The organism is Sphingopyxis sp. HIX, assembly GCF_001468285.1.
Classification (GTDB): Bacteria; Pseudomonadota; Alphaproteobacteria; order Sphingomonadales; family Sphingomonadaceae; genus Sphingopyxis.
On sequence record NZ_LNSB01000035.1, the window covers coordinates 42,839 to 54,849 of the forward strand.

A 12,011-nucleotide genomic window follows, 5' to 3' on the forward strand; every position below is an offset into this window, starting at 1 on the left:
TGCCATATAGGCGGCTTTCGTCGAGAGGACAGCCCGCGCTGACGCGCCCGTATCGGAGACGACGCCCGTGACGATCAAACGCCTGACCCTTGCCCTCGCCGCCACCCTATCGCTGACCGCCACCGGCGCCGGGCTGGCGCAGCCTGCAGCCGCGCCGGCGCCCGCGCCGAAGGTCACGGCGCAGACTCCGCCGCCCAAGCTGATCGTCATGGTCGCGGTCGACCAGTTTTCGGCCGACATCTTCGCCGAATATCGCGGCAGCTTCACCGGCGGGCTCGCGCGGCTCGCTTCGGGCGTGGTCTTTCCCTCGGGCTATCAGGCGCACGGCGCGACCGAGACCTGTCCCGGCCATTCGACGATCCTGACCGGCAGCCACCCCGCGCGCACCGGCATCATCGCGAATAACTATTTCGACCTGTCGACCGCGCGCGACGACAAGCGCCTCTATTGTGCCGAGGACGAGAGCGTCGCCGGCACCAGCTCGGGCAGCGGCAAATATGCCGCGTCGGTGAAGCATCTGCTGGTCCCGACGCTCGGCGACCTGATGAAGGCGCGCGACCCGAAGGCGCAGGTCGTCTCGGTCGCGGGCAAGGACCGCGCGGCGATTATGATGGGCGGGCATCGGGCGGACGAGCTGATGTGGCTCGTCCCGACCGGGCTCACTTCGTACCGCGGCGCGGCGCTGTCGCCGGTCGCGGCGCAGGCGGGCGCCGCGATCGCCGCTGCGCTGGGGCAGCCGCGCCCGCCGCTGACCTTGCCGACCGATTGCGCCGCGAAGGATATCGCGATCCCGATCGACAAGGGAGGCACCGTGGGCACCGGGCGTCTCGGCCGCGATGCCGGTAATTTCCGGGGCTTCATGGCCTCCCCCGAAGCCGATGGCGCGGTGCTCGCGACCGCCGCGGCGCTGCGCCAGGTTCGAAAGATGGGCGAGGGCAGCACCACCGACCTGCTCATCGTCGGGCTGTCGGCGACCGACTATGTCGGCCACACCTATGGCACCGAGGGCAGCGAAATGTGCCTCCAGATGGCGGGGCTCGACCGCGAGCTCGGCGATTTCTTCGCACGGCTCGACAAGGCGGGGATCGATTATGCGGTCGCGCTGACCGCCGACCATGGCGGCCACGACCTGCCCGAGCGCAACCGCCAGAATGGCTGGCCCGCTGCCGAGCGCGTCGACCCCGCGCTCGACGCCGACAAGCTGGGTCAGGCGGTCGCCGAAAAGCTCGGTCTGCCGCAGCCTTTGCTCTATAGCGACGGGCCGTTCGGCGACATGTATCTGTCGAAGGCGCTGACCCCGGCGCAGCGCAAGGCCGCATCGGCCGAGCTGCTCGCCCGCTGGCGCGCGCATCCGCAGGTCGAGGCGGTGGTGACCGCCGAGGAACTGGCGGCGCATCCCGTGTCGAAGCGCTCGCCCGACGTGTGGACGCTGATGGACAAGCTGCGCGCCTCATACAACCCGCAGCGCTCGGGCGATTTTGTCGTGGTGCTCAAGCCGCGCGTGACCCCGATTCCCGAATCGGGTCTCGGCTATGTTGCGACGCACGGGTCGGTGTGGGATTACGACCGGCGCGTACCGATGCTCTTCTGGCGCAAGGGGCTCGCGGGGTTCGAACAGCCCAATGCCGTGATGACGGTCGACATATTGCCGACACTGGCGTCGCTCATCGGCCTGCCGGTCGATGCGACCGCGATCGACGGCCGCTGCCTGGACCTGCTTTCGGGTCCCGAGAGCAGCTGCCGATAAGGACGAAGTAGGAACGATGGCGAAGACTTTGCGGAACTTTTCCGGCCGGCTGCTGCTGGTGGGGTGCGGAAACATGGCGGGGGCGATGCTCGATCGCTGGCTGGCGGCGGGGCTCGACCCGGCGCAGGTCGCTATCGTCGATCCGTTCGCGGCGCCGCGCGAAGGCATCGCGCAATATGCCGCGCTCGCCGAATGGCAGGCCGCGGGCGGCAGCGCCGACTGGATCATGCTGGGCATGAAGCCGCAGCAGCTCGGCGAGGTCGCGGGCGAGCTGGGGCTCCAGGTCGCCCACGACGTCCATCTTCTGTCGATCCTCGCGGGCGTGTCGCTGACCGACCTCGTCGCGCGCTTCCCCAATGCGCGTGCGCAGGTGCGCATCCTACCCAACCTCGCGGCGCGGATCGGCGCCGGGGTGTCGGCCTTCGCCAGCCTCGGCCGTGCCGATGCGAAGGCGATCGATGGCTTGCTGACGCCGCTGGGGCAGGTCGTGCCGCTCGAGGATGATTCGACGATGGACCTAGTCACCGCCTTCACCGGCAGCGGCCCGGCGTTCGTCTTTCGCCTGATCGAGGCCTATGCCGCGGCCGGTGAACGGCTCGGCCTGTCGAGCGAGGATGCGCTGAAGCTCGCGACCGCGACCTTCGGCGGGTCGACCGCGCTGCTCGCCGACAGCGGCGAAAAGCCGGGCGTGCTGGTGGCGCAGGTCGCGAGCAAGGGCGGTACGACGCAGGCCGGGCTCGATATCCTCGACGAAGGCGGGCAGCTCGTCGCGCTGATGACCAATGTGCTGCGCGCCGCGCGCGACCGCGGGCGCGAGCTCGCCGATATCGCGCGCGGCGAGGGCTAGCTCTCGCCGAGCTTGGCCACGCGTCCGCGTTCGCGCGGCGGCAGCAGAGCCTCGCTGACCTGCCAGAATCCGGTCACCGCGGCTTGGCCTGCCTGCGTATAGGCGCGGCTCATCGCGTCGCGCATCAGCGCGAAGACCGCCGCCTCGACGGCGCCCCCCTCCTCGGTCAGCCGCAATTCCTTCTGCCGCCGGTCGCGGTTGCCCGGCCGCGTCGCGAGCATCGTGCGCGCCTCGAGGTCCTTGATCACCCGCCCGAGCGATTGCTTGGTGATGCCGAGCAGCGCGAGCAGGTCCGAGATAGTGAGCCCGGGCTGGCGCGCGATGAAGTAGAGCGCGCGGTAATGCGCGCGACCGAGCCCCTGTTCGGCGAGCCGCGCATCGACCGCGCGCCACAAGGATCCATGCGCGAAAAACAGATATTCGATGCCGCGGCGCACCTCGGCCTCGCGCAAGAAAAGAGCAGAAGCGCCGGGCACCTGTGAAAGAAAATTATCGTTCGGCATAGTCACTACCGTTGCGCCCGGCGCCCGGCTTTGGCAAGAGGCGCGCGTGATTCACCCCCAGACCGAGTAGGCCTACCGCATGTCCGCACCCGCCTTTACCCACCTGCCGCACCCCAGCAAGGTCGCGGACGAGGTACGCGCGGCGGCGATTGCGGATCCTGTTTTCGGGCGCGTCTTCACCGACCACATGGTCTCGATCCGCTATTCGGAAGAGAAGGGCTGGCACGATGCGCAGGTGATGCCGCGCGGGCCGCTGACGCTCGATCCCGCGACCGCAGTCCTCCATTATGCGCAGGAAATCTTCGAAGGACTGAAGGCCTACCGCCTCGACGATGGGTCGATGGCGCTGTTCCGCGTCGAGGCGAACGCCGCGCGCTTCAACGCCAGTGCGCGCCGCATGGCGATGGCCGAACTGCCCGAGGAGCTGTTCGTCGCGGCGGTGAAGGAAGCGGTCGCCGCCGACGCGCACTGGTTCCCGCCGGTCGACGGCGGCGCGCTGTACCTCCGCCCCTTCATGTTCGCGAGCGAAGTGTTTTTGGGCGTCAAGCCGGCCGCCGAATATCATTTCCTCGTCATCACCTCGCCCGTCGGCAATTATTTCAAGTCGGGCGCCCCGGCGATCTCGCTCTGGGTGTCGGAGGATTATACCCGCGCCGCGCCCGGCGGCACGGGCGCCGCCAAATGCGGCGGCAACTATGCCTCGAGCCTCGTCGCGCAGCGCGAGGCGATCGCCAAAGGGCACGACCAAGTCGTCTTCCTCGACGCCGCCGAGCATCGCTGGATCGAGGAACTGGGCGGCATGAACATGTTTTTCGTGTTCGAGGACGGCAGCATCGTGACGCCGCCGCTGACCGGCACGATCCTGCCCGGCATCACGCGCGACGCGATCATCACGCTCGCTCGCGATGCGGGACTGACGGTGCGCGAGGAGCCCTATGCGATCGACCAGTGGCAGGCCGATGCGGAGAGCGGCAAGCTCACCGAAAGCTTCGCCTGCGGCACCGCGGCGGTGGTGACTCCGGTCGGCAAGGTGACGCGCGGGGAGAGCGGCTTCACCATCGGTGCCGGCGGGCCCGGACAGGTGACCGCGATGCTCAAGGACAAGCTGGTCGACATCCAGCGCGGCCGCGCCGCCGACCCGCACGGCTGGGTCACGCGGCTCTGAGAGCGCACAACTTGCCATTCATCGGGCGCGCGCTATAGACGCGCTCGCACCGGCCGTTGGGGCGTAGCCAAGCGGTAAGGCAGCGGTTTTTGGTACCGCCATGCGCAGGTTCGAATCCTGCCGCCCCAGCCAGCCGGTCGTCTCAGCGCATTCTTGAAAAAGGCCCAATGCGCCTCGTCTGCTATTCGTCGCCGACAGCCTGCTTGAGCGTATCCGCCAGTTCGCACATCGGATCATGCGCGTCGCGGGGGTAGAGCGCCTTTTCGGGCACTTGCGGGAAATTGCCGCTCTTTTCCCAGAATGTGGCGGGCGCAAAGGAGAATTTCGCGATCAGGCGGCGCGCGAAATCCATCTCGAAATGTGAATAGTGGAGCTTTTGCTCGGCGCTGGAGAAGTCGGGATATTCGCCGAGAAGATAGCCTTCCTGGATATGCGGACGGACCGCCGAGGGTGGGCAGACGCTGGCGAGCCGCACCACCTGCAGGCCCGCCTCGGCGCTGGCGGTGATCGCGCCGCTGATGTGGGGGATGCCCAGCACGAAGAGAAAGGCCTCGGCGGGATTTGCGAGCGACGCGAAAGACGCGGCGATGCGCAGGGACTGGGTGACGTCGAGCAGCGGGGTGGGGCAGATTTCGTAATGCTGCAGGATCGCCCAGCGAAGAATCTGCTGCCGCTCCAGCCGCTCGCGTCCCAGCAGCTTGCGGCTGCGATATTCTTCGACCAGAATTCGTTCGGCCCTGGCGAGGTGATCGAAGCGCGCCCGTATCTGGGCTTCCCTCGGGACCCGCGTCGAACTGGATGCGCGCATCAGCGTCGATTTGATCGAGCTGGCCTTGGCCTTGTTGCGATAGTCGCCGCCCTGGCCGCGGAACATCAGGACGAAATCGCGGTTGCGAAACTGGAGTTCGGCGACCTTCTTTGCCAGATCCATGAAGCTATAGACGCGGTGCGCCGCGCCGTTGCGGATCGCGCCGCACGTCATATTGACCGCGGCCGGCTGGTCTCCGGCAAAGGTCCATATCTTCTGACCGCCGATTATTTCCATGCCTTGCCCCCCGGATCGGAGGGCGTCCGCCGCGCGCCGTCCATCGAAACTATAGCGCGACGCGATGCATCATACAGTCCATTCCCGAAGCGGTTCTCCTAATTTGAGAACCTCCAAATGAAAAAAGGCCCCGGCTATGCCGAGGCCCTTTCTCTATTTGTTTTCGGATCAGGCCTGACCGCCACCGCTACCGGTGCCGCCGCCGCCCATCCAACGCCAAAACCAACCCATCGGACGTCTCCTAGATGCAACTGCATGACTGCCCATGCAGAGCAGTTAATGGAGCATATACCCTAACAGGCGTGGTAAATCGAGTCTTAACTAACTTTGGTACCATTTTGGTAACGATTAGGCGGTGCGGCTGTGGGGTGCGGCGCTGATCGAGGCGGCGAGTTCGGAAAATAGTTGCGGCTTGCCAAGATGATAGCCTTGGCCGACATCGCAGCCGAGTTCTTCGAGAAGCGCCATTGTGGGGGCATCCTCGATGCCTTCGGCGACCGCGACGGCGCCCAGACGGTGCGCCAGATCGATGGTGGACTTAACCACTTCGAAGTTGCGCTGCGAATCGCGCATGGTCATCACGAATCGCTTGTCGATCTTGATTTCGTCGGCCTCGATCTCGGTCAGATATTCGAGGTTCGACTGGCCGGTGCCATAATCGTCGATCGACAGGCGGATACCCGCGCGGCGAAGTTGCGCGAGGGTCTGGCGCGCCTGGCGGCTGTTTTCGATCTGCGCCGTTTCGGTGATTTCGATCGTCAGCATCTCGGGCGGCAGATGGTGTGCGGTCAGCATCACGCGGATCGTGCCGACGAGGTCGGCGTGGTCGAGCAGGGTCGCCGAGAGGTTCACCGACATGTGGATCTTGAGCCCGCGTTCCTGGAGCTGCGCCGCCGAACGGATCGCCTGGTCCATGACAAACAAGGTGAGGCGATAGATGTCCTGGCTCTTCTCGGCCTGGACGATGAACTCATCGGGCGGGATCGGGCCGCGCGTCGGGTGCGTCCAGCGCGCGAGCGCCTCGACCCCGACGAGCGCGCGGGTGCGGATGTCGTATTGCGGCTGGAACGCGACCCAGATGTCGCCGCCGGTGAGCGCGTCCTCGAGCTGCGAATGGAAAGAGAGTTGCCAGCCGGCGTCTTCCTTCTGGCGCGGCGAATATTTGGTCCAGAGGGCCCGGGTGCGGATCGCGCGTTCGGCGGCGACGAGCGCGGCGGCGAGGCGCTGAGCGTTCGACCCCTCGAACTCGTCGTTGACCCCGAAGGCGATCGCGACGTCGACGCGCAGTTCGCCGATCGTCAGCGGCGCGTTGAACAGCGCGGCGAGGCCGGCGAGATGCCCCTCGATCTGGCTGTGCTGATAATAGGGGACGAGCCAGGCGAAGGTGCCGTCGAGATCGTGGTGGAGCTGCGTCCCGTGGCAGGCGAGCGTCAGGCGGCGCGCGACCTGGTCGACGAGCTGCTGGCTGCCCTGGCCGGGGAGGAAGGCGGCGAGGTCCTCGAAATTGACGAGCTTCGCGGCGATGACCGTCGCGCTGCCGAAGGCAGCCTGCGCGCGCAAGGCCTCGAAATTGGGCAGGCCCGAGACGGGGTTTTCGCGCTGCGCCGAGGCGCGGCGGCGTTTGCGCGAGACATTCGCACTCACCGCGGCGACAAAGAAGAGCGCGGCGCCGATCGAGCTGGTGACCAGCATGGTGGCGAGCAGCACCTTGCCGACGACCGCGACCCCGACCGCAGCGAGCGCGGTGGGGACGTACCACCGCTGGAAGCGCGGCAGCAGCGCGGTGAAGAGGGTGAGCGCCATCAGCGCGAGCGCGGGCATCCAGCCGATGTCGACCGGGTTGCCCCGCTTCAGCGTCTCGCCGCCAATCAGATGGATATAGGCCCCGGGCACGAGGTCGTGGCCGGGGAGATAATGCGCGTCCTGGAAGGTGGAGGCGGTGGGGGCGAAGATGACGTCCTTGCCCTTCAATTGCGCCTTACCGACGCGCCCCGCGAGCAGGTCGGCGGCGCCATATTGCGGGATGCTGGCGGTGTCGTAAGAGAAATCGAGGCGGAAGCTGCGGGGTTCGGCCGCGCGCTTGTCGGCGAGCAGCGACGCGAAGCTCGGCAGCTTGCGGCCGTCCGCGAGGTAGGTGATCGGGACGTTCCAGACCTGCCAGAACTCGTAATCCCAGGCGATGCTGGCGAGCTGCGCCTGTTCGCCGAAGGCGGGATTGGGGAAGATCGAGCGGCTGCGGTCGGTGCCGGGCATCGACTTGGTCGCGACCGCGAGCACCGCGCGATTGCCCATCTTGCGCACCGCTTCGGTCAGTTTCGAGAAATCGGGGTCGGATTCGCGGCGGTCGAAATAGAAATCGAGGAAGACGCGCTTCGCCCCGGCCTTGTCGATCGCGCTGACGACCTCGCCATATTGGGTCATCGAAAATTCGCCGCCCGGCGTCTGGCCGAGCGTGCGGTCGTCGAGCGCGACGATGACGATATCGCCCGAAACCGGCCGGTCGCCGAGCCGGCTGGTCGCCATCGCGATCATCCGATCGGGCACTTCGCCCGCGCCCGAGATGCCGACGATGATGCTGAGCAGCAGCGCAAGCCCGAGCGTGCGCCAGCTGACGATCATCCTGTTGACTATCAATGGCACGCGCGCACGTCTCCAGCGGTTACCGTGCGTACCTGGTCTGCGATGGTTATCATCGCGTTAATCATGAAGAAAAGCTTGCGGTTTTCCGGGCCCTCAGGCGAAGGCCGGAAGCGCCGCGTCGCCCGCCAGCGCCGAGGGCGCGAGGCCGGTGGCGGCGGGGACGATCTGTTGCAGATAGAAGCGCGTCGAGGCGATCTTGGCTTCGAGGAAGGCGGCATCGCCCTGGCCTTCGTCGATTGCCGTGCGAGCGGCCTTGTGCTGGAGCGCCATCAGCCAGCCGCAGGTCGCGGTCGAAAGCATGGTGAGATAGGGATAGCTGCCCGCGAGGCGGTCGCCGGTGTTTGCGGAGACCAGCCAGTCGGTGACCGCGCGGCACGCGTCGACGAGTTGCTGCAGTTCGGGAAAGTCCGCCGCGCCGTGCGCGATATCGTCGATCAGCGCGCGGACGAGGTCGCCGCCCGCCATGCCGAGCTTGCGCCCCACCAGATCGGCCGCCTGGATGCCGTTGGTTCCCTCGTAGATCGGGGCGATGCGCGCGTCGCGATAATGCTGCGCGGCGCCGGTTTCCTCGATGAAGCCCATGCCGCCATGCACCTGGATGCCGAGGCTGGCGACCTCGCAGCCGATGTCGGTCGCATGCGCCTTGGCGAGCGGGATCAGGATTTCGGCGCGCATCGCCGCGGCTTCGTCGCCAAGCTTGCCGAAATCGGTCTGTGCCGAGGCGTAATAGATCAGCGCGCGCGCGGCCTCGGTCTGGGCGCGCATCCGCCACAGCATGCGGCGCACGTCGGGGTGCCGGTCGATCGTCACCGGGGTGCGGTCGGGCGAGCCCGCGAGCGACGACTGGATGCGCTCGGCGGCGAAGCTCTGTGCCTGCTGCGTCGCGCGCTCGGCGATCTGGACGCCCTGGCAGCCGACCATGAGGCGCGCGTTGTTCATCATCACGAACATCGCGCGCATGCCGCCCATTTCGGCGCCGACGATCTCGCCGAGGCAGTCTTCGTTTTCCCCATAGACCATCACTGCGGTGGGCGAGCCGTGGATGCCGAGCTTGTGCTCGATCGAGGCGCAGTGGACGCCGTTGCTGATCGTCGGGTTGCCGCCCTCGTCGAGGCGATATTTGGGGACGAGGAAGAGCGAGATGCCGCGCGTCCCCTCGGGCGCGCCGGCGGTGCGCGCAAGGACGAGGTGGACGATATTGTCGGTGAGATCATGCTCGCCGAAGGTGATGAAGATCTTCTGGCCCCTGATCTTGTAGAGACCGGCGTTGTCGCCCTCGGTCACCTTCTCCGCGGTCGAGCGGAGCGCGCCGACGTCGCTGCCCGCGGCGGGCTCGGTCAGGTTCATCGTGCCGTTCCAGGCGCCCGAGATGAGCTTGGGCAGCCAGGTCTGGCGCTGCTCCTCGGTGCCATAGGCCATCAGCGCGTGGATCGCGCCGGGGGTCAGGATGTTGCACAGGGTGAAGCCCATGTCGGCGGTGCCGAGCGCCTCGATGATCACCGTCGCGAGGGTGAAGGGCAGGCCCTGGCCGCCATATTCGGTGGGACCGTCGATGCTGCCCCAGCCGGCATCGACGAACGCCTGATAGGCTTCCCTGAAGCCCGGGGGCATGGTGACCTTGCCGTCGGCCCATTTGGGGTTGTTGACGTCGCCGACGCGGTTGAGCGGCGCGTAAACCTCCGCTGCGAATTCGCCGATGCCGGTGACGATCGCCTCGACCATGTCGGGGGTCGCGTCGGCGAAGCGCTCGTGCTGCGCCATCGCGTCGATGCGCGCGATATGGTCGAGGACGAAGAGCTGTTCGGTGGTCGGCGGCGTATAGGTCAAGGCACGGCTCCCCTTTTAGGGATGATTCCACAGGTGGCGGCGCTATAGCGCGGCATGGCCGAGGGTCAAACAACACCGCTTTTCGCGACCGATACCCGCGCTTTCTCGGCGGAGGCAATCGTGCGCGCCGGGGGGCTCGTCGGGGAGGGGTGGCCGGTCGCGGTGCCGACCGAGACGGTCTACGGGCTCGCGGCGGATGCGCGCAACGCCGCGGCGGTGGCGCGCATCTACGCGGCGAAGGGCCGGCCCGATTTCAATCCCTTGATCGTGCATGTGCCGGGACTGGAAGCGGCGGAAAAGCTCGGGGTTTTCGGCGCGGTCGAGCGGGCGTTGGCGGCGCGTTTCTGGCCGGGGCCGCTGACCCTGGTGGTGCCGCGGACGGCCGATTGCCCGGTGGCGAGTATCGCGACCGCGGGGCTCGACACGGTCGCGCTGCGCGTGCCGGGGCACCGCGCGATGCAGGCCTTGCTCGCTGCGAGCGGCGCCCCGCTCGCAGCGCCGAGCGCCAATGCGAGCGGCGGGGTAAGCCCGACGCGGGCGGAGCATGTGCTGGCGACGCTCGACGGGCGGATCGCGCTGGTGATCGACGACGGGCCGACGAGCGCGGGGGTGGAATCCACTATCGTGCGGGTGAAGGGCGGCGCGGTCGAGATATTGCGGCCGGGGCCGGTGACGGCCGACATGTTGGCCGAGGCTTCGGGGCTGGCGGTGACCGGGGTCGAGGGTTCTGAGATCGTCGCGCCGGGGATGCTCGCGAGCCATTATGCGCCGGGGAAGCCGGTGCGACTGGGGGCGACGGGCTTCGGACCGGACGAATATGGAATCGGCTTCGGCCGGGTTTTGGGCGACTACCAGCTGAGCGCGGCGGGCGATTTGACCGAGGCGGCGGCGCGACTGTTCGATGCGCTGCACGCGGGGGCGGCGAGCGCGAAGACGAGGATCGCGGTGGCGGCTATTCCGCAGGCTGGGCTGGGCGCTGCGATCAACGATCGGCTGATGCGTGCCGCGGTATGAATTTGTTTCGCGCAAAGACGCAAAGACGCGAAGATGTTGCGTTTGCCGCGAAGCGGCCTTCGACTTCGACGGAGCGTCATCCGCAACGCGTGAATAGGGTGGGGCCTATCGGCCCAGAGCCTTCTTCTTCGCGTCTTTGCGTCTTTGCGCGAAATATTTCCTAAGCCGCCGCCGGCTCGACTGGATCGTCGTGCGGCACCTTGCGCGCCACGATCAGGCAAGCCGCGACGATCAGCACCGCGCCGGCAATCGTGGGCAGCGTCACCGGCTCGTTAAAGAAATACCAGCCGAAGAGCATCGCCCAGAGGAAGCCGGTATATTCGGTGGTCGCGAGGATCTGCGTCTCGGCGCGGGCATAGGCCCAGCTCAGCAGCAGCAGCGAGGTCGTCGCGAGGATCGCGGCACCGAGGATGTGCGGGGCGTGGTCGAAGCTCGGCACCACCGCGAACCAGGGCGCGCCGAGCGCGAGGATCGCGGCGACGAAGAAATTCTGGAAAAAGGCGATCTCCAGCGGCTCGGCCATCTTCGCCTGGCGCCGCGCGAGGATCAGGTTGTACGCGTAAAAGACCGCCGAGAGGAACACCGCGCCGACCGCCCAAAGGGCCTCGGGATCATAGTCGCTGCCGCCGATCTTGCCCGCGACGATGACGAGCACCCCGCCGAGCCCGAGCAGCGAGGCGGCGACCGAGCGCGGGCCGATCTTCTCGCCCAGGAAGATCGCCGCCATGTAGAGTGCCATCAGCGGCGCGACGAAGGCGAGCGCGATCGCCTCGGCGATCGGCAGCCGCGCGAGCGCCCAGAAGAAGCAAAGCGCCATCGCCGCGACGAACAAGGAGCGCCAGGCGTGGATGATCATCGTCGCGCGGTCGGGCCAGAGGGGGCGCAGCGAGAAATAGATCGCGCCGCTGACGAGCGTGCCGCAGCCGGTGCGCCAGAGCACCGCGTTATACGCGCCGAGCTCGATCGACAGCCCCTTCATCAGCACGTCCATCGCCGAAAAGGTCGCGATGCCCGCGCAGGCGATCAGGAAGGGGGCAAGCGGCGAGGGCGAATCGGGGCGCATGGCGAGGGCTGTAGCGGAGAATGATGCGAGGATCGCGTTTTGGTTTTGGGGGCCGCGGTGGGAGTTGGAGTGGCGGGTTTGGGGTGGGGAGCGGACTTTCCTAATCCTCCCTGTCGCGAAGCGATGGGGAGGGGGACCATGCGAAGCATGGTGGAGGGGT

Annotated in this window: 9 protein-coding genes and 1 tRNA gene; 5 read left to right on the forward strand and 5 right to left on the reverse strand. The window is 67.3% G+C overall.

Going from position 1 to position 12,011, the window contains the following annotated elements:
* Positions 1-67: 67 nt before the first annotated feature.
* Positions 68-1,747 carry an alkaline phosphatase family protein gene (locus tag ATE62_RS16245; protein WP_443028869.1) on the forward strand — a complete coding sequence of 560 codons (1,680 nt, stop codon included), beginning with the start codon at positions 68-70 and terminating at the stop codon, positions 1,745-1,747.
* Between the two features lie 16 nt (positions 1,748-1,763).
* Positions 1,764-2,594: a pyrroline-5-carboxylate reductase gene (gene proC, locus ATE62_RS16250; RefSeq protein WP_058809710.1), complete on the forward strand. Its 831-nt coding sequence runs from the start codon at positions 1,764-1,766 to the stop codon at positions 2,592-2,594.
* Here the strand turns inward: proC and ATE62_RS16255 are convergent.
* On the reverse strand, positions 2,591-3,097 hold the full coding sequence (locus ATE62_RS16255; protein ID WP_058809709.1) for a MarR family winged helix-turn-helix transcriptional regulator: 507 nt from the start codon (positions 3,095-3,097) through the stop codon (positions 2,591-2,593). The genes proC and ATE62_RS16255 overlap by 4 nt on opposite strands.
* Before the next feature lie 79 nt (positions 3,098-3,176).
* On the opposite strand from ATE62_RS16255, the gene ATE62_RS16260 reads away from it, so the two are divergent.
* A complete protein-coding gene (locus ATE62_RS16260; RefSeq protein ID WP_058809708.1) occupies positions 3,177-4,262 on the forward strand; it encodes a branched-chain amino acid aminotransferase in 1,086 nt (361 codons plus the stop codon).
* Positions 4,263-4,319: 57 nt separating this feature from the next.
* Positions 4,320-4,394, forward strand: a tRNA-Gln gene (locus tag ATE62_RS16265).
* A gap of 49 nt (positions 4,395-4,443) precedes the next feature.
* Here ATE62_RS16265 and ATE62_RS16270 read toward each other — a convergent pair.
* The 3 genes from ATE62_RS16270 to ATE62_RS16280 all read right to left on the reverse strand — a co-directional run bounded on the left by ATE62_RS16270 (position 4,444) and on the right by ATE62_RS16280 (position 9,774).
* Complete coding sequence (locus tag ATE62_RS16270) at positions 4,444-5,307, reverse strand: FRG domain-containing protein (RefSeq protein ID WP_058809707.1); 864 nt, start codon at positions 5,305-5,307, stop codon at positions 4,444-4,446.
* A 348-nt stretch (positions 5,308-5,655) separates the two neighbouring features.
* Positions 5,656-7,926: an EAL domain-containing protein gene (locus tag ATE62_RS16275; protein WP_231736294.1), complete on the reverse strand. Its 2,271-nt coding sequence runs from the start codon at positions 7,924-7,926 to the stop codon at positions 5,656-5,658.
* 114 nt (positions 7,927-8,040) lie between these two features.
* Positions 8,041-9,774, reverse strand: coding sequence for an acyl-CoA dehydrogenase (locus ATE62_RS16280; RefSeq protein ID WP_058809705.1), 1,734 nt, complete (start codon positions 9,772-9,774; stop codon positions 8,041-8,043).
* Between the two features lie 54 nt (positions 9,775-9,828).
* On the opposite strand from ATE62_RS16280, the gene ATE62_RS16285 reads away from it, so the two are divergent.
* A complete protein-coding gene (locus ATE62_RS16285) occupies positions 9,829-10,788 on the forward strand; it encodes an L-threonylcarbamoyladenylate synthase (RefSeq protein WP_058809704.1) in 960 nt (319 codons plus the stop codon).
* Positions 10,789-10,948: 160 nt separating this feature from the next.
* Here the strand turns inward: ATE62_RS16285 and ATE62_RS16290 are convergent, their stop codons facing one another.
* On the reverse strand, positions 10,949-11,851 hold the full coding sequence (locus ATE62_RS16290; protein WP_058809703.1) for a DMT family transporter: 903 nt from the start codon (positions 11,849-11,851) through the stop codon (positions 10,949-10,951).
* Between the last annotated feature and the right edge of the window lie 160 nt (positions 11,852-12,011).

Excerpts from the sequence above, each read along its gene's own strand:
- proC (WP_058809710.1), top strand. The coding sequence starts at position 1,764 with ATGGCGAAGACTTTGCGGAACTTTTCCGGCCGGCTGCTGCTGGTGGGG.
- ATE62_RS16255 (WP_058809709.1), bottom strand. The coding sequence starts at position 3,097 with ATGCCGAACGATAATTTTCTTTCACAGGTGCCCGGCGCTTCTGCTCTT.
- ATE62_RS16260 (WP_058809708.1), top strand. The coding sequence starts at position 3,177 with ATGTCCGCACCCGCCTTTACCCACCTGCCGCACCCCAGCAAGGTCGCG.
- ATE62_RS16270 (WP_058809707.1), bottom strand. The coding sequence starts at position 5,307 with ATGGAAATAATCGGCGGTCAGAAGATATGGACCTTTGCCGGAGACCAG.
- ATE62_RS16275 (WP_231736294.1), bottom strand. The coding sequence starts at position 7,926 with ATGATCGTCAGCTGGCGCACGCTCGGGCTTGCGCTGCTGCTCAGCATC.
- ATE62_RS16285 (WP_058809704.1), top strand. The coding sequence starts at position 9,829 with ATGGCCGAGGGTCAAACAACACCGCTTTTCGCGACCGATACCCGCGCT.
- ATE62_RS16290 (WP_058809703.1), bottom strand. The coding sequence starts at position 11,851 with ATGCGCCCCGATTCGCCCTCGCCGCTTGCCCCCTTCCTGATCGCCTGC.